Raw genomic sequence first — 21,679 nt, forward strand, 5'->3', positions numbered from 1 at the left:
TTTAATTATTTTCAGGATTTTTATTTGTTGGAAACTACACGTGTCTCCGTGCGTTCCCATGTAGTAACAGAGGCTATCTTACTATTGTCATAGGTAACCTCTTTCTTGGTAGCTCCTTGATAGAACGTCCAAGTTCCATCTTTCATACCATTAACATAATTTGCTTTTGCAGTTATATTTCCTTCGGCATCATAACTCATCCAGGTACCTGTAAGTTTTCCTTCTTTTGTATAATGCCCCTTCTGTGCGACCATACCATTATCATGATAGATGGTTGCGTGGGTTAAGTCCCCTTTCTTCACATATTCGGTTCTTGGGGTGTTTTGAGCAAAACTAGCTGTAGCAAGCGCTACAATCATCATAAGGGCGAGTAAATTCTTCATATCAATGCATTTTCTTATCTCAAATATAATATAAAATTTACTTTTTAGACACATTTAGTTAACGTTAAGTTTACATTGAAATCACAACAACTTGTTTTTCAGTTGTTTATATTAGCCTTCGGCGTAAAGATTTAACATTGGAGTGGTTTAAAGATTATTTAATGATTTCATTACATACCTCCACGGAAATCTCTATTTATTTACAAAGTCTTTAGACATCTACACTTTTTAATAATCGTAAAGTTTTTGTCAACTTCGTTTATAAGTGTAATTGGGCTGCCGATAACGGCAGCCTTTTTTTTTGAAATGGTAACAATAAGGAAACATTTGATTTTAGGATTGTTAATTTATTTGCAGCGACAAAAACTTTAACGATTATCACAATGAGGATACGTATATGGGCGATTTCCATTGTTGCACTTTTTGCCTCTGTAATGCACGCCCAAGACACCACGAACACAAAATTTGGTAAAGGTCTAATCAATTTTGTCGCTGCCGATAGCTCCTGGAGCGTTAAATTTGCGCCTCGTATTCAATTTCGAGCGAATAGTTCCTGGGACTACGAAGGAGAACAATATGGGAGTCCTGAATACACCTTTTCGATTCGGCGGGCACGTTTGAAATTTGATGGATTTGCCTTTAGTCCGAACCTCAAATATAAGATAGAGCTGGGGTTGTCGAATCGCGACGTGGCAGGGGCCAATCAGTTCAACCGGAATACTCCCAGAATCATCTTAGATGCGGTGGTCAAATGGAATTTCTACGAAAACTTTGAGCTGTGGGTAGGTCAAACCAAGCTTCCGGGGAACGTGGAGCGAGTGGTTTCTTCAGCAAACATGCAATTAATAGATCGATCCCTCTTGAATAGCAATTTCAATATTGATCGCGACATAGGCTTCCAATTACAACACCATATTGCCTTATCAAATTCCTTTTTAATAAGAGAAAAAATTGCGTTATCTCAAGGAGAGGGTCGTAATATAACCGAGGGGAACTTGGGCGGACTTCAGTATACCGGCCGGCTTGAAATATTGCCTTTTGGTAGTTTTCAAGGGAAAGGAGATTACATTCAAGCAGATCTCGCCAGAGAGGAAACCCCCAAGCTCATGCTTGGATTCACCTACGATCATAATGATGACGCTGTTAAGACCCGTAGTAATCTGGGAACCTATATGTTCTTAGAAGATGGCAGTCTGTATGAAACAGATATAACCACCCTCTTTGCCGACGCGATGTTTAAATGGCAAGGTGTTTCTATCATGGCGGAATATGCGCAGCGACAGGCCGAAAATCCGGTGGCAGTCGAACTAGATGGAACACCTACTGGAGATATTGTACTCGTTGGGGATGCCATTAACGCACAAATAGGTTATCTTTTCCGAAGCAATTATGAAAGTGTCTTCCGATATACGCAAAACACATTTGACGCCATTACCATGCGATCGGATATAAAAGAATATACGTTGGGAGGGAGTAAATATTTTGTAGGTCACAAATTAAAAATTCAGGCCGACCTGAGCTATCGAACAGTAGCCAGCATAGAGGACAACATACGTTTCCGAATGGGTTTCGAACTGCACTTTTAGTGCGAATTTCATAACCTTTTGGTAACAGTAAATCAGCTTTATATTGAGAAATTTGCACCACTTTAATACTAAAATATAACATGGAAAACTTCTATCTATTTATGCTCATAGCCCTTGCCATATTGGCGATTGCCGACTTAGTCGTGGGCGTAAGTAACGATGCTGTGAACTTTCTAAACTCAGCCATTGGCTCAAAAGCCATTTCCTTTAAAACCATCATGATTATTGCCAGTCTTGGGATTTTTATAGGAGCCATTTTCTCTAGCGGAATGATGGAAGTGGCAAGAAAAGGGATTTTCGTTCCGGGACAGTTCTATTTCGGTGAGATCATGATCATTTTTATGGCGGTTATGATCACCGACATACTATTGTTGGATTTTTTCAATACTCTCGGACTTCCTACTTCTACCACGGTTTCTATTGTGTTTGAACTACTGGGTGCTGCAGTGGTCATGTCACTCATCAAAATTGGTAATAGCAACACTGAGACATGGGCAAATCTCAGTGAATATATCAACACCGCCAAAGCAACTGAAATTATACTGGGAATCCTTCTTTCGGTCGGAATTGCTTTTACTATTGGAGCATTAGTACAATGGCTTTCAAGACTTATCCTAACCTTTCATTACGAAGAAAAGATCAAGAATTTTGGTGCGATTTTCGGGGGTATCGCTCTTTCTGCCATCGGGTATTTTATTTTCATGAAAGGTCTAAAAGGCACCCCGTACTACGGAGACTTTAAAGAGTTCTTAGAAGGTAACGAGCTTATTTTCATAGCTGGTAGTTTTGTTTTTTGGACGTTGTTTTCCTATGCGTTTATGAAAATATTCAAAAAGAGTATTCTCATTTTTGTAATCGCCATAGGAACATTTGGATTGGCCTTGGCATTCTCTGGAAACGATCTTGTAAACTTTATTGGGGTCCCTATGGCAGCTTATCATTCTTATGAAGCCTGGATCGCGTCTGGACAAGAAGCAACCACATTCTCTATGAATGTCTTAGCGCAAAAAGTTCCTGCAGAACCTATCTTATTATTCATAGCCGGAGGAGTCATGGTGCTTACCTTATGGTTTTCTAAAAAAGCACGTACCGTAGCAGATACAGAAATCGGATTGTCTCGACAAGGCGATGGACATGAAAAATTTGAACCAAATCTACTATCGCGCCTTTTGGTGAAAGGAAGCACCAAAGTGGGAGGCTTTTTGGCTACTATTTTGCCAAACCGAACCGTAGCGTCAATCGATTCCCGATTTGAAAAAACTGTAGTAGCATTACCGCAACATCGGCGATACGAACTCCCTGCTTTTGATATGGTGCGCGCTTCCATAAATTTAGTGGTAGCCGGAATACTTATCTCTATTGCCACTTCGATGAAATTGCCCTTATCTACCACCTATGTAACCTTTATGGTGGCCATGGGAACCTCCTTAGCCGATCGTGCTTGGGGCAGAGAAAGCGCTGTCTATCGGGTGGCCGGAGTTCTCAATGTGATTGGTGGCTGGTTCTTCACGGCATTCAGTGCCTTTGTAGCCGCTGGAACCCTTACATTTCTCATCAACTGGAATCAAGAAGTAATGATTCCTATATTGTTGCTAATTGCCGTCTTTCTATTAGTACGAAATTATATTGTACATAAAAACAAGAGCAAGGCCATTACTTCACCCGATAAGCTAAAGAAAGCAGAAAGCAATACGGTTCAAGGCATTATTGAAGAAAGTGCCGACACCATTGCAAATGTTGTGAAGCGCACCAACAAGATATATACTGATACACTTCGAGGCTTGGCAAAGCAAGACACATCTCGCTTGAAAAAGACCAAGAAAGGAGTTAATAAATTGGATGATGAAGTTGAAGAACTGCGTAACAATATCTTCTACTTTATCAAGAATTTGGATGAGACCAGCGTTCGCGGAAGCAACTTTTATATTATTGTACTTGGATACCTTACAGATATCGTTCAATCGTTGGAATACATTTCTAAAGTAAGTTACAAGCACGTCAACAATAATCACAAACCGCTCAAGTTTACTCAGATCAAAGATTTACAAGAAATCGATGATTCTCTTGAAAAATTACTGGGAGAAATTCAAGAGTTGTTCGAGAAACGAGAAATTGAACGAATGGGACATGTTCTGGATCAGAAGTTTGAATTATTTGAATTCGTTTCTAAGAAAATTGAGAAACAAATCGCTCGTACTCGTACGGAAGAATCCAGTCCAAAGAACACCACCCTGTACTTTAGTTTATTGCTAGAAACCAAAGACCTTTTAACGGCGTTAACTAATTTGATGGACGAATATTACACCAGTTTTAAAAAGGTGTAAACTCAAGAGATCTAATCGTAAAAAAGGGAGGCTACAGCAGCCTCCCTTTTTAATAACACTTAAACACAAGGTTCTTTTGCAAGAACACTAGTTGAGTACCTATTACAACAACGCAACATCTTCCTTTTGTTGTTGTACCGCTGAAAAAAGTCAGCCAAACGTACCCACGAATAAAGAAATCCAATAGATTTCCTTATTTCAACTCCTAAGGTACCACTTTCTTAGGTCGGTTCTGGCCTATTGTTTATAAAAACAGGGGTTATCAACATTTATCTGGATGCTGAAAGCTAGGAAGCTAAATCATCCATCTCTAACGCTTCCATCGCACTCCAGGTTTCGTCCAGATCCATGTTGGTTCCGTTCACTTTTACGTAGAAACGATCGTTATGGAACAATTGAATTTCACTAGAATTATTATTCTTGCGGTACTCTTCAATGGCTTTCATTCCGTCCTTCTTTACGGTACGGCGCATCCGCGTTTCGGTTTCTTCTTCAAAATCTTGCGAAAACATCAGACGCATTCCGGCAGTAGCCGCAGCGCCGGTTTGTCCAGCCCCATCAATAATCTGCACCGTGAACTTTTTTGTTTTGGCCTCATCTGTATACGTTCCTTCGATAGTGGCAATTTGCATATACGAGCCCTGCCCAGCCTTATAGCCAGTGCGTTGCATGCCATTTAATTCTTCCGGAAGCCATTCCTTAAATGCTTCGTTGGTAAGTGGTTCTTTTTCCTGCAAGGCCTTGATGTCGTCTTGCATGGTATTGAGCTCTTTTACCGCTTTGGTCGTATTCGAAACATTCTCCTTCGTTTCCTTAATTTTTTTTGAAACCGGGTTATCGCAGCCTACGGTAATCCCCATGGCAAGTGCGATGATCCAAGCATATTTCATAACTGAAAAGTTTTTGGTTAATAGGAGTAAGATACAGCTAATCAGTTAACTAAACAATCCCCCAAATGGGTAATCTACATTATTGGTAGGTTTCCGCCACTTTTTCCAATTCATCGTACCAATGTTCTCCGAATTTACGGGTTAAGGCGTCTTTGACGAACTTATAGACCGGAACCTGTAGTTCCTTTCCCAGAACACAAGCATCATCACAGATGGGCCAACGATGATAATTCACGGCAGAAAATTCGCTGTACTCCTGAATTCGCACAGGATATAAATGACAAGAGATGGGTTTTTTAAAGTTGGTAACACCAGCGTTATAGGCTTGTTCAATACCACAAGCGGCAATCCCATTCTCCGAAAAAGTAACATAGGCGCATTCGGCGCCATCCACCAGGGGAGTTTCCAATTCATCAAGAGGGGATACAATGTGCGTTCCCTGCGCCTCGATAGCAGCGATCCCTTCCGGACGTAGAAAGTCTTTGATTTTTGGGTAGGTTTCAGCCAATAAGGTGGTTTCTTCCTCCGTAACCGGCGCCCCGGCTTCCCCCTCTACGCAACAGGCACCTCGACAGGCATTCAGGTTGCACACAAAATCCTTTTCAAAAAGATCTTCAGATACGATGGCTTTTCCCAATTGAAACATGCCGCAAAGATATTATTTTCGGCGTATACACTTCCTGTCTAAACTGCTTTTAATTTATGCCGGGGTACTAAAAATCCTCTTCGGAATTTATACCTTTGCACTCTGAAGCAACCCTGTTGTATGGAACTGGATTTTAAACAAATACTCACTGCGACCATGGTGCTATTTGCGGTGATCGATATCGTTGGAAATATCCCGATCGTTATTTCGCTACGGGAGAAATCCGGACATATTCACAGCGAAAAAGCCTCGATAGTTGCTGCCGTTGTCATGGTCATTTTTCTTTTCCTGGGAGAAAGCATCTTGCGCCTTATTGGTATCAACGTGAATGAATTTGCCGTTGCCGGCGCTTTTATTCTCTTTTTTATTGCGTTGGAAATGATTCTGGGCGTTACCCTATTCAAGGAAAGCGACGCCAGCCCCGATCTAGCGTCTATTTTTCCGCTTGCGTTTCCGATGCTGGCAGGACCGGGAAGTTTAACCACCCTCTTATCGCTTCGGGCAGAATACGATATTTGGAATATCATTATTGCGATCATCTTAAATATCATAATCATTTATGCGGTCTTAAAGACCTCCGGAAAGCTCCAACGTGTCCTGGGAAAAAACGGCATCATGATCATTCAGAAAGTGTTTGGAGTAATCCTTCTGGCCATTGCGGTAAAGCTGTTCACCTCAAACATTCAGGAATTGTTTAATTAAGCCCTTATGAAAATCTTCAGATATATTCTTATTGCATTAGCCCTCGGACTCATCATCTTTAACGCGACCAAACTCGATAGCGAACACCTTTTGGAAGGGGATAGTGCCGTGGCTCTCATCGGGATGCTAGCGGCGGCCTGTGTTATTGTGTTGATTGTGATCCTGCAGATTTCGCTCCGCATTCAGAAGAAAACCAAAAAGTAAGTCGGTTGCCCTACTGTGCGCGTCTTCTCTCGCGCTGAAGGATCACTTGAATCATGGGGTCGCCTTGATTTAGGATCGCCTCATAAGCATTAGAGCCAAAGAGTTGTTCTGCAATGTTTGCCTTGATCGAATTTTTCAATTCTTCGGTGTAATCACTCATATCGATCTGGGCACGATCCAGTCGGGCATACGAAATAAAGTCTTCTAACAATCCTGTGCCCACCGTATAATTCTCCTGAAAGTCGCGTAACGTCATCCCATCAAAATCGTTTCGGTTGGCCTCGAGATATTCAAAAATGAAATAGGACATATAGCCGTTTCTGGAGACGTATTCTAGGGTTTTATTTTCAATACTGGTATCCTTTGGAACAAAAAGATCGGGGATAATTCCGCCACCTCCGTACACTACTTTCCCTTTTGGGGTCACAAATTTCAAGGAATCGGCCACGGTAATACTGTCGGCACTAATCAATTCGCCATTGCGATAGCGTCGTTCATAATCGCGGTAGTAATCTTCAATACCATTATCATAAGGCTTTTGAATAGATCGCCCTGTAGGCGTGTAATACCGTGCAATGGTAAGTCGGACCGCACTTCCATCGCCTAAAGCCATTTCGCGTTGGACCAAGCCTTTTCCGAAGGAACGCCTCCCAACGATGAGTCCGCGGTCATTATCCTGCAACGCTCCTGCAACAATTTCACTAGCGGAAGCAGAATTCTCATTGATAAGGACATACACCATTCCTTCTTCAAAATCGCCTCTGCGCGTGGCATACGAATAACTTTCTTCCCCTTTTTTATTGCGGGTGATCAGCACCAGCTTATCGTCTTCTAAAAATTCGTCCACGAGTCTTTCGGCGGCGTAGATATACCCTCCGGGGTTATCACGCAGGTCTAACACCAAACGCTTCATTCCGTCATCTAACAACGCTTCCATAGCATTGTCGAACTCTTCCGGAGTGGATTCCGAAAAGCGATTGACCTTAATATAGCCAAGTTCCTCGTTGATTTTATAGGCGGCATCCACACTCACGATGGGCACTCTTTTTCGTTTGACGCGTTTTTCAAGAATGCGGTCTTCACTTTTGCGATAGACCTTTAGGTTCACTTTAGAATTAATCTCTCCTTTGAGATATTCGGAAATGCTATCGCGGTCTATATTTTCTCCAAATAGTTTTTTATCATTCGCGTACAGAATGCGGTCGCCACCACGAATTCCGACGCGTGCTGCCGATCCTCCTTCAATCGCTCGAATCACCGCGATAGTATCATTATACACATAAAAACTGATGCCGATGCCTACAAAATTTCCGCGCATGTCGTCTGCGGTTTCTTCATATTGATCCACAGGAATGTATACCGAATGCGGATCGAGATTCTCAAGGATACCGTTAACAGTCACATCTACGATACTGTCTGTATTCACTTTATCAACATATTCGTAATCGATATAGTCTATGAGTCGGTTGAGCTTATCTTTCTTAGAATTGGTCGCGAAGATCTTTTCGTTGCTGTCTTCAAAGTTCAGTTTTGAGCCCATAAAAACCCCTGCGGCCAGGGCCACGCCAAGCAATAAGGGTAAGTATTTCTTTAAAGGACTCATACTGTGTTACGATTCGAGATTGGGTAGGTGTGTAATGCTAACGCCCGCCCGCTCTAAAAATTTTACGCCGCTATCATCTTTATACAGCTCTTGATACACGAGGCGTTTGATTCCTGCCTGATGAATTAATTTACTGCATTGCTGGCAGGGTGACATGGTAATATACAAGGTGGCACCGTGACAGGATTGGGTGGAAGCAGCCACTTTCAAAATGGCGTTAGCTTCCGCATGAAGCACATACCATTTAGTTTCCCCGTTTTCATCTTCACACACATTTTCAAAACCGGTAGGAGTACCGTTGTAACCATCGCTAATGATCATTTTATCTTTGACGATCAACGCACCTACTTGCCGGCGTCTACAATATGATAATTTCGCCCATTCTTTCGCCATACGCAAATAGGCAATATCATATGTTAACTGCTTGTCTGAATTCATGAAAACTACCAGATAAGTAGCGAATTTAACAGGAAGTTACAGGCTTTCAAAAAATAGTGGTGTTAAATGTTTCCGAAAGCTTTAGAAGATCCAATTTTCAGCAAGCATGGGAATCACTAAGCCAATCACTATCGAGGACGCCACCAGAATCCAATCGCGTCGTGAGATTCGGAAGAAAAAATGGAGCAAGCTTGCTAACAGAACCACCACAAAAACGACCACTAATTGAGAAATTTCAATGCCCAGCGCAAACTCAAACAACGGTGCAAGACCGTCATCTTGATTAATCATATTGAAATACCTTCCGAAGCCAAAACCGTGAATGAGCCCAAAAAATAATGTAATAATGTAGAGCAACCATCCTTTCTTTTGTTCGGCAACCTGGCGCGCTGTCATAATCGAGTACACCGCTGCCGCTAATATGGTGATTGGAATTAGGAATTCAATGAGGGCGGCATCTACCTGCACAACCTCGTAATGGGTCGCGATTAGAGAAAAGGTATGGCCCAGTGTAAAGGCGGTGACGAGTAGCAATAATTTTCGCCAGGCAGAAACGGGATATCCTACCGTAAGCACGATTAAAAACAACACATGATCGTAAGCGTTCCAGTCGAGTACATGCGTGATCCCGAGTTTTACATACAGCCAAAATTCAGACATGATGGGGATTGAAATAGTATTATTGGGTTAACGGAAATGTACCCTTTATTTTGGGAATGACCTAACATATTCTATTAAATAAACCCAGAAAATGACGCTAAATAATGTTTTGCCTCAGTTCAAAAAGAAAGAGAAATTCGAGAAAAGCAGGTGGGATTCTTTGGCTGCACCAAAGTTCCCTTCACGCTGCGCGTGAAAACCATAAAAAGAACACGCCACATTACTTCAAAAAGAAAGCGAAATTCGAGAAAAGCAGGTGGGATTCTTTGGCGATGCCAAAGTTCCCGTCACGCTGCGCGTGAAAACCATAAAAAGAACACGCCGCATTACTTCAAAAAGAAAGCGAGCTTTCTTTTTGAAGCTCGCTTGTGTTCACTCTTTTTATGGTTTATTGTACCTTGGGTGGGAATCGAACCCACACTCCCGAAAGAACTGGATTTTGAATCCAGCGCGTCTACCAATTCCGCCACCAAGGCATACGGGACGGCAAATTTACATACTTTATTTCAAAAAACAATTTGCATCCTCCTAAATTTTAGTAGCGACCTCACAATTAATTTTTACCTTTGTGCGATCGTCAACTTAAACCACCCATCAGATGTCTGCTGCCATTCCAGAACCCAAAATTTTTGCCTGCAAACAAAGTCAAGTCTTAGCGACTGATATTGCCAAAGCCTTTGGAATCCCTTTGGGAAATGTGATCACTTCCACCTACAGCGATGGCGAATTTCAACCGTCCTTCGAAGAATCTGTGCGAGGCAGCAGGGTCTTTATTATAGGATCAACCCATCCTAACAGCGATCATCTCATGGAAATGTTGTTGATGCTGGATGCTGCCAAACGCGCCTCGGCACGACATATTACGGCTGTGCTTCCTTACTTTGGGTGGGCGCGCCAGGACCGTAAGGACAAACCTCGAGTTCCGATTGCCGCCAAACTGGTGGCGAAAATGTTGGAAACCGCGGGAGCGACACGGATCATCACAATGGACCTCCACGCCGATCAAATTCAAGGATTTTTTGAAAAACCGGTAGACCATTTATTTGCCTCGACCATTTTTCTGCCCTACCTGAGAAAGCTCAATCTTGACAACCTAACCATTGCCTCTCCCGATATGGGCGGAAGCAAACGTGCCTACGCCTATTCGAAGGCTCTGGAAAGCGACGTTGTTATTTGCTATAAACAACGCGCCAAAGCCAACGTGATCTCTCACATGGAACTTATCGGAGATGTGAGCGGTAAGAATGTTGTGCTCGCTGATGACATGGTCGATACGGCGGGAACCCTAACCAAGGCAGCCGACTTGATGATGGAACGCGGCGCCTTAAGTGTGCGCGCCATTTGTACGCACCCTATTCTCTCCGGAAATGCATACGAGCGTTTGGAACAGTCGAAACTGGAAGAATTAATCGTTACCGATTCGATTCCGCTGAAACAACCAAGCGAAAAAATTCGAGTCCTTAGTTGTGCAAACCTCTTTGCGGATGTAATGCTTCGTGTAAATAACAACGAAAGCATTGCTTCCAAGTTTATCATGTAGTCTTTTTAGACGAAAGACCGCTACGCTACAGGAGAAAAGAACAAAGTTCAAACCAAAAAAATCCTATTTCCTGTAGTGAGCAACGTGAACGGTCTTGTCTCTTTCTTCCAACTACAGAATCATGACCGCTTCGCTCCAAGAAAAAAGAATCAAGACCAATCCCTAGAAATCATAATTCTTGCAGTGAGCAACGCGAACGGTCTTGTCTCTTTCTTCCAACTACAGAATCATGACCGCTTCGCTGCAAGAAAAAAGAATCAAGACCAATCCCTAGAAATCATAATTCTTGCAGTGAGCAACGTGAACGGTCTTGTCTCTTTCTTCCAACTACAGAATCATGACCGCTTCGCTGCAAGAAAAAAGAATCAAGACTAATTCCTAGAAATCATAATTCTTGTAGTGAGCAACGTGAACGGTCTTGTCTCTTTTCTCTTTTTTCTTTCTTCTTTTTTCTTATTCACAAAAACACTACATTTGCAGCCGCTTAACGCATAAGCGTTAGTTTAATTTAACTTATTATAATGAAATCAATTACAATCAACGGATCTAAAAGAGAAAGCGTGGGCAAGGGAGCGACCAAGGCCTTACGTAATGCTGGAAAGGTTCCTTGTGTGGTTTATGGTGGCGATGATACCATACACTTTTCAGCAGAAGGAAACGACTTCAACAGCTTAGTGTACACGCCAGACGTTCACACAGTGGTAATTGCTTTGGAAGACGGTACCAACATAAACGCGGTACTGCAAGACATTCAATTTCACCCGGTAACCGACGAAATTTTACACATCGATTTCTATCAGATTTTCGATGACAAGCCGGTAACTATGGAAATTCCAGTGCGTGTGGTAGGTAATGCCCGAGGTGTTCGAAACGGAGGGGTGTTACGAATTATTATGCGTACCCTTCGTGTAAAAGGACTTCCAGGAAATTTACCTGACTTTATTGAGGTAGATATCACCGAAATGAAAATCGGTCACAAAAAGTATGTTACTTCAGTAGCTTCAGACGACTTTACCATCTTACACACAGATAACACAGTAATCTGTCAGGTGAGAACTTCTCGAACGGCCATCGTCGACGAAGAAGAGGAAGAGGATGAAGACGCAGAAGGAGAAGAAGGAGCTGAAGGAGAAGAAAGCGGAGCTGAAGGCGGTGAAGAAACTGCAGAAGCACCAGCTGAATCTTAATCTTTTTCTCAAATATAATTTACAAAGCATCCGCCAATTGGCGGATGTTTTTTTATTTTTACGGAAGAAATCACCCGTGGGATGCTATCTATTTTCAGAAAAATTTTTGGTTCCAATCCGAAGCACCCACGTACCGAAGGCGACCCCATGAAGAAGTTTTTAGTTGCCGGACTGGGAAATATCGGTCCGAAGTACCACCACACTCGCCACAATATCGGCTTTACTATTTTAGACCATCTTGCCCAAGAAAACGACCTTAGTTGGGAAACCCAAAAACTGGGAGACATTACTCTGCATAAAAAGAAAGGACGTAGTTTTTTACTGCTGAAACCAAGCACTTACATGAACCTTAGCGGAAAGGCTGTTCGCTATTGGCTGGAACAGGAAAAAATTCCGCTGCAAAACTTGCTGGTGGTTACCGACGATCTCAACCTGCCCTTTGGAACGCTACGCCTCAAAACCAAAGGCAGTGATGGCGGCCACAATGGTTTAAAAGATATTCAGCAAACCTTACAAACTACCCAGTACGCACGATTTCGTTTTGGAATTAGCGACGCCTTCTCCAAAGGACGCCAGGTAGATTATGTGTTGGGCACATGGACCGAAGAAGAAGATAACGCGCTTAAGGAACGACTTCCTATAGCGACCGATTTGATTGAGTCCTTCGGATTGGCAGGAGCGAGTAACACTATGAACGCGTTTAATGGCAAGTAATATGCAAGAATACGCATCGGCACAAGCCTATAAAAACACAACCCCTTCTGTGATTACCATAGGAACGTTTGACGGCGTTCATATTGGTCACAGAGCAATTTTGAAGCAGGTCGTGGACGCTGCCAACGCCAATGAGCTTACTTCCCTCCTTCTTACCTTTTTTCCACATCCTAGAATGGTCCTGCAACAGGGAACCGACTTAAAACTGATAAATTCGCTTCCAGAAAAAAAAGAACTTCTGGCGCAAACCGGACTAGAACAACTCATTATTCATCCCTTTACCCAGGCATTCTCTAGAATGACGGCCGAAGCCTTTGTGCAAGAGTTACTGGTAAATCGCCTGCACGCCAAAAAAGTGATTATTGGGTACGATCATCGCTTCGGAAGAAACCGAACCGCGAACATAGATGATCTGCGAAGATTTGGAACACAATTTGGATTTGAAGTAGAAGAAATTAGCGCGCAAGAATTGGATGAAGTCGCTGTTAGCTCAACCAAAATTAGAAACGCGCTGGAAGTGGGTGACATCACAACAGCAAACAAGTATCTCGGTTATCCGTACATGATTTCCGGAACCGTGACAAAAGGAAGAGAAATTGGGAGAACCATCAATTTTCCTACGGCCAACCTACAACCAGATGCTTCCTATAAGATGATTCCGAAGAATGGCGTTTATGTGGTGCAAGCGAATATCGACGGGCATCGCGTGTATGGAATAACCAGTATTGGAACCAACCCTACCGTAGGTGGCAGAGATCGAACCATTGAAACCTATTTTCTTGAGTTTTCAAAAGATTTGTACGACCAACCGTTGCGCATTGAGTTCCTGACGCATATTCGCGACGAAGAAACCTTCGACACGCTTGCCTTATTAAAAGAAGCAATTGCCAAGGACGAGCGCTTTGCTAAAGACTATATCGCTACGTATGAATAAATGGCTCTTTACTCATATCGATAACACAGGACTCGTACTTTGGCGTGTTGTCTTTGGCGCCCTCATCGCTATTGAAGGTTATGGGGCCGTGATGACGGGCTGGGTACGACGTACCATGGTGGAGCCCGAATTCACTTTTAACTTCATCGGACTTGAGTTTTTGCAACCGCTTCCGGGAGACGGCATGTACTACTATTTCGTGCTCATGGGAACCTTCGGTGTTTTCGTGATGCTGGGATACCGCTATCGTTTCAGCATGGCGGCATACGCCCTTATGTGGAGTTGTGTGTACTTAATGCAAAAAAGCTCCTACAACAACCATTATTATTTGATGATGCTGCTCTGTTGGATCATGGTATTTCTTCCGGCACACCGCTGGTTTTCACTCGATGCCTGGCTTCGCCCAAAAATCAAGAAACCTTCCATGCCCCGTTGGGTGTTGATCTTCATCATAGCGCAGATCTGGATTGTGTATACGTATGCCTCGGTAGCCAAATGGTACCCTGATTGGCTCGATGGGACCATCGCCGAATTATTCATGCGCGGTAAGGCAGATTATTGGTTGATAGGAGAATTTCTTCAACTGGACTGGGTGCATTGGAGTATTACGTACGTAGGCATCTTATTTGATTTGCTCATAGTGCCGTTATTGCTTTGGAAACGTACCCGCCTCCTCGGGTTTGGGATCTCCGTTTTCTTTCATCTTTTCAATAGTATCGTATTTCAAATTGGAATCTTTCCCTATATGTCGATTGCCTTCGCGCTGTTTTTCTTTACTCCAGAATTACTTCGGAAACGATTTCTTCCGAAGAAACCTCCGTACACCGCAAACGAGCTCATCGTGCCTGCTTATAAGTCGATACTGCTCACCGTACTTCCCCTCTATTTGCTGATCCAACTTGCGCTACCCTTACGCCATTGGGCCTTTCAAGATGACGTTCTTTGGACAGAAGAAGGGCATCGGCTCAGCTGGCGGATGATGCTTCGAAGCAAACGCGGTTCCCTAAATATTTTCGTGGTCGACAAAGCGACAAACGAGCGCACTTTTTACAAGTACAGTGAGTTGCTTTCAAAAAAACAACAACGCGCCGTAAAATCGAAGCCCGATATGATCTGGCAATTAGCACAGCGAATCAAAGAACAAGAGGCCAGAGAAGGAAGAGACGTCGCCGTTTATGTTGACTGTCGTGTAAAGGTGAATGGTGGGAAATATTACAAGTTCATCGATCCTGAAATCGATTTGGCAGCCGAACCCTGGCAGCACTTCAAACATCACGACTGGATCTTACCCTCTCCCGAAGATTATCACAACTATCCGGAGGCTGCTGACACCCCTCAGAAATAAGGCTTTCTGTTTTTTCAAAGCTAGTTTTTAGCTACCTTTGCCGTTCCTAAAAACGAACGTATCATGCTACAAGTACACGAGATTCGCGAACATCTGGAAGCCTACACAACCGCCTTGGCAAAAAGAGGCTTATCGGCGAAAACCAGTCTGGAGGAAATCTTAGAGATTGATGAAAAAAGACGAAGTACTCAAGCCTCCCTTGATGAAACCCTGGCGCAAAGCAATACGTTCTCCAAAGAAATTGGCATGCTCTTTAAAAATGGAGAAACGCAAAAAGCCAATTTGCTAAAGGAAAAAACCACGCAACTAAAAGAGCGGTCGAAAGCCTTACAGGAAAGCTTGAATGATGCCGTGGCCCAATTGGAGTCAAAATTGTACAACCTGCCTAATATTCCGCACGAGAGTGTTCCTTCCGGAACCGATGAAACCGATAACGAAGAGGTGTTCCGGGAGGGAGACGTCCCCACCTTAGAAGAAACGGCCTTGCCGCATTGGGAATTGGCAAAAAAATACGATCTCATCGACTTCGAACTCGGTGTGAAAGTTACGGGCGCAGGATTTCCAGTGTACAAGGGGAAAGGAGCTCGCTTGCAACGCGCGCTGATCACTTATTTTTTAGATAAGAACACCGAAGCCGGATATACCGAATATCAAGTGCCGCATTTGGTCAATGAAGCGAGTGGATTCGGAACCGGGCAACTACCAGACAAAGAAGGGCAAATGTACCACGTCACCGCAGACGATTTATACCTCATTCCAACGGCAGAGGTGCCCGTTACCAATATGTTTCGCGACGAATTACTTCCGCATACAAAATTACCGGTTACCTGTACAGGATATACCCCTTGTTTCCGAAGAGAAGCGGGAAGCTATGGGGCGCATGTACGCGGACTCAATCGATTGCATCAATTCGATAAGGTAGAGATCGTGCGTATTGAGCATCCCGATAAGAGCTACGAAGCTTTAGACGGAATGGTGGAACATGTTAAGGAAATTTTGCGAGATTTAAAACTTCCGTATCGCATCCTTCGACTGTGCGGTGGTGACCTGGGCTTTACGTCGGCACTCACCTACGATTTTGAGGTATTTTCAACGGCTCAGGACCGCTGGTTAGAAATCTCTTCGGTGTCAAATTTTGAGACCTTTCAAGCCAATCGATTAAAATTGCGTTTCAAAGATGTAGATGGGAAAAACAAGCTTGTTCACACCCTGAACGGAAGTGCCCTTGCCTTACCTAGAGTTTTGGCGGGCATCCTTGAAAATTACCAAACGCCTTCTGGAATCGAAATTCCGGAAGTGCTACGCCCGTATTGCGGTTTCGATCGCATTGAATAAAAGCGAAAAAAATTCGGCGTAATTATTGGTATACTTGAGACGAATTCAATTCGTTATCTTTACAGCTATGCGGAATCTATTATTTGTTATAGTACTTTGTTTAAGTGCCAATTTGTGTGCGCAAAACGACATGCTGGCTAAGAATTATTTCGAACAAGGACAGTTTGAGAAGGCCGTACGCATCTATGAGAAACTGTATCAAAACAGTCCGCACCGACTGAATTACCTCACCGATCTGGTGAAGACCTATCAACAACTTGAAGAATTTGAAAAAGCTCAGGCAGCGCTTGAAGCCAAGCTTTCAGGCCCCAGAGTGTACCCCCAATTATATGTTGACCTTGGGTATAACTATGCCCTACAGGGAAATGATTCGTTAGCGCAATCGACCTATCAAAGAGCAATTTCGTCTATTGAAGAAGAACCAAACTACGAGTATATTGTAGCGCGTTCTTTTGAAGAATACAGTCTGTTAGAAGAAGCCGCTACCGTCTACGAACGGGCGATGGAATTGCAACCTGACAAGAATTACAACATTCAGTTGGCCAATATTTATGGGGAGCAAGGAAAGTTAGAAGCGATGTTCCTGAAATTGATGGACTTGATTCAATCCAATCCGCAGTATCAATCACGTGCGCAGCGAACCTTCAGCATGTACATCACAGAAGACCCGGCTTCCGAGGCCAATACCATCCTTCGAAAAACCTTACTGAAGGCGTCTCAAGAGAACCCTAGCGTCTTTTACAATCAGATGCTGAGTTGGTTGTTTATTCAGCAGCAAGAATTTAAAAAAGCCTTGATTCAGGAAAAAGCGATCTACAAACGATCGGAGGGTGAAACCACACGCCTGTTTGATTTGGCCTATATTGCGAAAAGTGCCGAAGCCTATGAAGAGGCTCGAGAGGTCGTTGATTTCATTCTGGACAATAGCGTGGGAGAACGCACCCTACTTCAGGCGAAGCAACTCGACCTTCAATTGGATCTAGCAACCGTAACCGAAACCGACTATGAGGCGGTAGAGGAAAAATTCCAGGCGCTGTTTGCGACCTATGGGAATGGGGCAGAAACTCATCTTTTACAAATCGACTACAACCACTTTTTGGCATTTCAAACCGGAAAGATTGAGGAGGCCATTGCCAATCTGAAACGAACACTCGAGGCGAATATGAGTCCGTTTCAAGAGGCACGGGTTAAAATGGAGTTGGCAGATATCTTAGTGTTCGATGAACGCTTTAATGAAGCCTTAATTTATTACACTCAAATTCAGAAACGGGTTAAGAACGATGTATTGGCGCAGGAAGCACGTTTCAAAGTAGCTAAAACCAGCTACTACAAAGGTGATTTCGAGTGGGCGCAAACGCAGTTGGACGTGCTTAAGAAATCGGCTTCCCAACTCATTGCCAATGACGCCATGCAACTCAGTTTGATGATTCGGGATAACTCGTTGGAAGACTCCACACAAACCGCCTTGAAAAAATTTGCAAGGGCCGATCTACTGACACTTCAGAATAAAAACCAAGCAGCGATCGCCGCCTTCGAGAACATACTCACACAGCACAAGGGAGAAAAGATTGAAGACGAAGCTTTGTTACAGCAAGCGCACCTTTATGAACGCATTTTTCAGTACGACAAAGCCGAAACGAACTATCAAAAAATTATTGCCGAATACAAAGAAGATATCTTGGCAGACGACGCGTATTTTTTCTTAGCCAAGCTATATCAAGGACCTTTGAATCTTCCGGAACAGGCTAAAGCCATGTACGAACAGCTTATCTACGACTTCTCGGATAGCATCTATTTCGTAGAAGCCAGAAAACGCTTCCGACTGCTTCGGGGCGATGCGCTTTAGAATACGTTATTCTTTAAAATCTTACGTATCTTGTTCGCACATACGTGTACTTGGAGGGCCTCAACAACTAATAGAACGCCTTTTATGCTCAGTTGAAAAGGAACTCTGGAACCCCAACCTTAGGTACCATTTTTGAACTTCACACTAGAAATAAAACCTTATGTACATCTACAACGTAACAATTAATATAGAAGAATCTATTCATGATGAATGGGTTCAATGGATGAAAGACACACACATTCCTGCCATGCTGGCGACTGGGAAATTTCAGAAAGCACTTATGACTCGCGTGCAGGTAGAAGAAGAGATGGGAGGTATTACCTATTCGGTACAATACCGAACGGATAGCAAAGCAACGCTTGATCGCTATTATGCTGAACATGCTAATGCAATGCGCGCTCAAAGCAAACCTTTTGAAGGAAAATTTGTAGCATTCCGAACGGAATTAGAAGTGATAACGGAACAATAATGAACGATCGCGTACGCCCCAAGAAGCATTTAGGACAACATTTTCTCCACGATACTGGTATCGCCAAACGCATTGCAGATACCCTGACCTTAGAAGGGTATGAGCAGGTGCTGGAAATAGGACCGGGCATGGGAGTACTCACGCAATTTCTACTGGAAAAGAAACTACAGCTAACCGCAATGGATGTCGATACCGAGTCGGTTGCCTTTTTAGAAGCCCATTTTGAGAGCGAGCGACTTACGGTGCTGGAAGCTGATTTTTTAAAGTTTCCGTTGGAAACGATCTATGCTTCGGAAGCCTTTGCCATTACGGGTAATTTCCCGTACAATATTTCCTCTCAAATCGTATTTAAGGCATTGGAACACCGTGCACAAGTACCTGAATTTACCGGCATGTTTCAAAAAGAAGTGGCCCAACGCATTTGCGCTTCCGAAGGATCAAAAACCTATGGTATTCTCTCGGTGCTCGTGCAAGCGTTTTATGATACCGAATACCTGTTTACCGTAAAACCCGGAGCCTTTTCTCCACCTCCGAAGGTGGACAGCGGGGTGTTGCGATTGCGACGGAAAAAAGAGTGGACACTCCCCGTTTCGGAACCGTTATTTTTTAAGGTGGTAAAAACAGCTTTTCAGCAACGTCGAAAAACGTTAAGAAATAGTTTAAAAGCCTTCAATCTTTCCGCAGAACTAAAAGAAGATGCTATCTTTGGACAACGACCCGAACAACTTTCGGTACCAGAATTCATTGCGCTCACGCAAAAGATAGCTAACGATGGCCTTTCAACTAACGGATGATTTTCTAGAAAATGTCGAGCAACTCATCGAGAAAAAAGATGGGTTGGCACTGCGTGAACTCTTGGCCGAATGGCACTTCGCCGACATCGCAGAGATGCTGGAAGAGCTTACTTCTGAAGACGCTACCTACATCATCAAGTTGCTGGAGAGTGATATTACTTCCGAAGCGCTCATTGAGCTGGACGATGATAGTAGAGAGAAGATTCTAAGTCGTTTATCTCCTTCGGAAATTGCTGCCGAATTAGGAGAAATGGACACCGATGACGCCGCCGATGTGGTAGCCGAATTGGATGAAGACGTCCAAAAAGAGGTGATTGGTGCCATCAATGACAAAGAGCTGGCAGCCGACATTGTAGAACTTCTCAAGTACGATGAAGACACTGCCGGAGCGCTCATGGCAAAAGAGCTGGTGCAAGTCAAAGAAACCTGGACCGTGGCGGGCTGCGTTCGCGAAATGCGTCGCCAAGCCAAGAATGTCACTCGAGTACACTCTATTTACGTGACCGATAAGCAAGGCCGCTTAAAAGGGAGACTTTCCTTAAAAGATCTGCTTACGGCCGGGGAGAAAGCGCATATTAGCGATGTCTACATCCCAAAAGTAGATTATGTCACCGTACATACCGAAAATGAAGAAGTAGCCCGAATTATGCAAAAGTATGACCTGGAAGCCATTCCGGTGGTGAACGAACAAGGGATTTTGATGGGGCGTATTACCATTGACGATATCGTTGATTTTATAAAGGACGAGGCTGAAAAAGATTATCAAATGGCTGCGGGTATTTCGCAAGATGTGGAAGCCGATGACAGCATTTGGCAGCTTACACGAGCACGCCTGCCTTGGTTGGTATTAGGTCTTTTTGGTGGCTTGGGCGCCGTTTTTATCATGGAAGGCTTCGATACAGCACTGGCAAAATATGAAATTCTCTTCTTTTACACCCCGCTGATCGCTGCGATGGCTGGTAATGTGGGGGTACAATCGAGTGCTATTATCGTTCAGGGATTGGCGAATGACAATGTAAAAGGTAGCTTGTTTAACCGATTCATGAAAGAAATTGGGCTAAGTCTCATCAACGGGGTAGCCCTTGGCGCATTGATTATTGGGGTGAATGAAATTATTGATAAACCTACCCAAGTAAGTTTGGCCATCGCTGCTTCACTACTCATCGTCATTATCATTGCAGCCATTATTGGGACCTTTGTGCCTATCATCTTAGACAAGCGAGGCATTGATCCTGCCATTGCTACAGGACCGTTTATTACGACAAGCAACGATATTTTCGGTATCTTGATTTTCTTCTATATTTCCAAGCTGATCTTAGGATTTTGAAGCCCTATTCTGAAACAAAGACCGTACCTGCCAATGCCATTGACGCCAATGGGCATGTAAACAATATTACCTATTTGGAATGGTGTATTGAACTCGCAGAACGTCACTGGTTTCGGGAAGCACCGAAGGAAGTGACGGAAAAATTCTTCTGGGTGGTTCTGGAACACCATATTGCGTATCATCATCCCTCTTTTGAAGGAGAAGAACTATTGCTCACTACTTGGGTAACAACCGTAGAAGGTGTAAAAAGTGAGCGGCACTACTCGATTGTACGAAAAGAAGATCAAAAGACGTTAATCACCGCACATACCCTCTGGTGTTATGTGGCCCTTGATTCACAACGACCTGCAAGAATTCCAGAAGAAATACGTACCTTGTTTTTGTAAATGAAAAGTATCAACATTCAGAAAAAGTTTGCGTCTTTTACCGCCCAGTGGCATCCGCATCAAATCGCAACGGTAGATGATATGCACGTACTTCTGGCAAAGCTAAAGGATGAATTTGTTTGGCATGCCCATGAAGCCGAAGACGAATTGTTTCTTGTGCAGAAAGGTGTGTTGGAAATGCACTTTGAAGATCGGGTCGAGATCGTTCAGCCCGGTGAATTGATTGTGGTTCCGAAAGGAGTTTCTCATTGCCCTAAAACGAAGAATGGAGAAGAGGTGTGGGTATTATTATTTGAAAAACAGCACACCAAACACACGGGATCCGTTCAGCATGAAAAGACACAAACTGAGTATCCGAAAATTTAA

The 21,679-nt window shown here is 43.5% G+C and carries 22 protein-coding genes and 1 tRNA gene; 16 read left to right on the forward strand and 7 right to left on the reverse strand.

The genetic code is table 11. The features are described from left to right. Nucleotides 1–20: 20 nt before the first annotated feature. Nucleotides 21–383, reverse strand: coding sequence for a toxin-antitoxin system YwqK family antitoxin (locus tag PO830_RS06555; RefSeq protein ID WP_272852737.1), 363 nt, complete (start codon nt 381–383; stop codon nt 21–23). A gap of 383 nt (nt 384–766) precedes the next feature. On the opposite strand from PO830_RS06555, the gene PO830_RS06560 reads away from it, so the two are divergent. Both PO830_RS06560 and PO830_RS06565 read left to right on the forward strand, forming a co-directional pair. Then, on the forward strand, nt 767–1,969 hold the full coding sequence (locus PO830_RS06560; protein WP_272852738.1) for a porin: 1,203 nt from the start codon (nt 767–769) through the stop codon (nt 1,967–1,969). Between the two features lie 80 nt (nt 1,970–2,049). Continuing rightward, complete coding sequence (locus PO830_RS06565) at nt 2,050–4,293, forward strand: inorganic phosphate transporter (protein WP_272852739.1); 2,244 nt, start codon at nt 2,050–2,052, stop codon at nt 4,291–4,293. A gap of 287 nt (nt 4,294–4,580) precedes the next feature. On the opposite strand, the gene PO830_RS06570 is transcribed toward PO830_RS06565, so the two are convergent. Further along, nucleotides 4,581–5,183: a hypothetical protein gene (locus tag PO830_RS06570; RefSeq protein WP_272852740.1), complete on the reverse strand. Its 603-nt coding sequence runs from the start codon at nt 5,181–5,183 to the stop codon at nt 4,581–4,583. Between the two features lie 79 nt (nt 5,184–5,262). After that, nucleotides 5,263–5,829 (reverse strand): DUF3109 family protein, encoded by a 567-nt coding sequence (locus tag PO830_RS06575; RefSeq protein WP_272852741.1) that lies wholly within the window; start codon nt 5,827–5,829, stop codon nt 5,263–5,265. Nucleotides 5,830–5,949: 120 nt separating this feature from the next. Between PO830_RS06575 and PO830_RS06580 the strand changes: the two genes are divergently transcribed. Both PO830_RS06580 and PO830_RS06585 read left to right on the forward strand, forming a co-directional pair. Next, nucleotides 5,950–6,531, forward strand: coding sequence for a MarC family protein (locus PO830_RS06580; protein WP_272852742.1), 582 nt, complete (start codon nt 5,950–5,952; stop codon nt 6,529–6,531). Between the two features lie 6 nt (nt 6,532–6,537). After that, nucleotides 6,538–6,735 carry a hypothetical protein gene (locus PO830_RS06585; protein WP_272852743.1) on the forward strand — a complete coding sequence of 66 codons (198 nt, stop codon included), beginning with the start codon at nt 6,538–6,540 and terminating at the stop codon, nt 6,733–6,735. Nucleotides 6,736–6,745: 10 nt separating this feature from the next. Here PO830_RS06585 and PO830_RS06590 read toward each other — a convergent pair whose 3' ends face one another. The 4 genes from PO830_RS06590 to PO830_RS06605 form a co-directional block, all read right to left on the reverse strand. Next, nucleotides 6,746–8,338 carry a S41 family peptidase gene (locus PO830_RS06590; RefSeq protein ID WP_272852744.1) on the reverse strand — a complete coding sequence of 531 codons (1,593 nt, stop codon included), beginning with the start codon at nt 8,336–8,338 and terminating at the stop codon, nt 6,746–6,748. A gap of 6 nt (nt 8,339–8,344) precedes the next feature. After that, nucleotides 8,345–8,776 carry a deoxycytidylate deaminase gene (locus PO830_RS06595; RefSeq protein WP_272852745.1) on the reverse strand — a complete coding sequence of 144 codons (432 nt, stop codon included), beginning with the start codon at nt 8,774–8,776 and terminating at the stop codon, nt 8,345–8,347. 81 nt (nt 8,777–8,857) lie between these two features. Next, on the reverse strand, nt 8,858–9,436 hold the full coding sequence (locus tag PO830_RS06600; protein ID WP_272852746.1) for a HupE/UreJ family protein: 579 nt from the start codon (nt 9,434–9,436) through the stop codon (nt 8,858–8,860). A 394-nt stretch (nt 9,437–9,830) separates the two neighbouring features. Beyond that, a tRNA-Leu gene (locus PO830_RS06605) sits at nt 9,831–9,912 on the reverse strand. A gap of 122 nt (nt 9,913–10,034) precedes the next feature. On the opposite strand from PO830_RS06605, the gene PO830_RS06610 reads away from it, so the two are divergent. The 12 genes from PO830_RS06610 (at nt 10,035) to PO830_RS06665 (ending at nt 21,679) form a co-directional block, all read left to right on the forward strand. Beyond that, nucleotides 10,035–10,976: a ribose-phosphate pyrophosphokinase gene (locus PO830_RS06610; RefSeq protein WP_272852747.1), complete on the forward strand. Its 942-nt coding sequence runs from the start codon at nt 10,035–10,037 to the stop codon at nt 10,974–10,976. 521 nt (nt 10,977–11,497) lie between these two features. Next, complete coding sequence (locus PO830_RS06615) at nt 11,498–12,163, forward strand: 50S ribosomal protein L25/general stress protein Ctc (protein ID WP_272852748.1); 666 nt, start codon at nt 11,498–11,500, stop codon at nt 12,161–12,163. Between the two features lie 81 nt (nt 12,164–12,244). Further along, complete coding sequence (gene pth, locus PO830_RS06620; RefSeq protein ID WP_272852749.1) at nt 12,245–12,877, forward strand: aminoacyl-tRNA hydrolase; 633 nt, start codon at nt 12,245–12,247, stop codon at nt 12,875–12,877. Beyond that, nucleotides 12,867–13,811 carry a bifunctional riboflavin kinase/FAD synthetase gene (locus PO830_RS06625; RefSeq protein WP_272852750.1) on the forward strand — a complete coding sequence of 315 codons (945 nt, stop codon included), beginning with the start codon at nt 12,867–12,869 and terminating at the stop codon, nt 13,809–13,811. The genes pth and PO830_RS06625 overlap by 11 nt, the downstream gene beginning before the upstream one ends. After that, on the forward strand, nt 13,804–15,156 hold the full coding sequence (locus PO830_RS06630; RefSeq protein ID WP_272852751.1) for an HTTM domain-containing protein: 1,353 nt from the start codon (nt 13,804–13,806) through the stop codon (nt 15,154–15,156). Before PO830_RS06625 ends, PO830_RS06630 begins: the two co-directional genes overlap by 8 nt. A 63-nt stretch (nt 15,157–15,219) precedes the next feature. After that, complete coding sequence (gene serS, locus PO830_RS06635) at nt 15,220–16,491, forward strand: serine--tRNA ligase (protein ID WP_272852752.1); 1,272 nt, start codon at nt 15,220–15,222, stop codon at nt 16,489–16,491. A 67-nt stretch (nt 16,492–16,558) separates the two neighbouring features. Then, a complete protein-coding gene (locus PO830_RS06640) occupies nt 16,559–18,337 on the forward strand; it encodes a tetratricopeptide repeat protein (RefSeq protein WP_272852753.1) in 1,779 nt (592 codons plus the stop codon). Nucleotides 18,338–18,497: 160 nt separating this feature from the next. Further along, nucleotides 18,498–18,806 (forward strand): DUF4286 family protein, encoded by a 309-nt coding sequence (locus PO830_RS06645; RefSeq protein WP_272852754.1) that lies wholly within the window; start codon nt 18,498–18,500, stop codon nt 18,804–18,806. Beyond that, on the forward strand, nt 18,806–19,600 hold the full coding sequence (gene rsmA / locus PO830_RS06650) for a 16S rRNA (adenine(1518)-N(6)/adenine(1519)-N(6))-dimethyltransferase RsmA (protein WP_272852755.1): 795 nt from the start codon (nt 18,806–18,808) through the stop codon (nt 19,598–19,600). The genes PO830_RS06645 and rsmA overlap by 1 nt, the downstream gene beginning before the upstream one ends. Beyond that, complete coding sequence (mgtE, locus tag PO830_RS06655) at nt 19,578–20,927, forward strand: magnesium transporter (RefSeq protein WP_272852756.1); 1,350 nt, start codon at nt 19,578–19,580, stop codon at nt 20,925–20,927. The genes rsmA and mgtE overlap by 23 nt, the downstream gene beginning before the upstream one ends. After that, nucleotides 20,924–21,313: an acyl-CoA thioesterase gene (locus PO830_RS06660; protein WP_272852757.1), complete on the forward strand. Its 390-nt coding sequence runs from the start codon at nt 20,924–20,926 to the stop codon at nt 21,311–21,313. The genes mgtE and PO830_RS06660 overlap by 4 nt, the downstream gene beginning before the upstream one ends. Then, a complete protein-coding gene (locus PO830_RS06665; protein WP_272852758.1) occupies nt 21,314–21,679 on the forward strand; it encodes a cupin domain-containing protein in 366 nt (121 codons plus the stop codon). It begins immediately after the preceding gene.

Origin of the sequence: Altibacter sp. HG106, assembly GCF_028561755.1 — a bacterium.
GTDB lineage: Bacteria > Bacteroidota > Bacteroidia > Flavobacteriales > Flavobacteriaceae > DFVG01.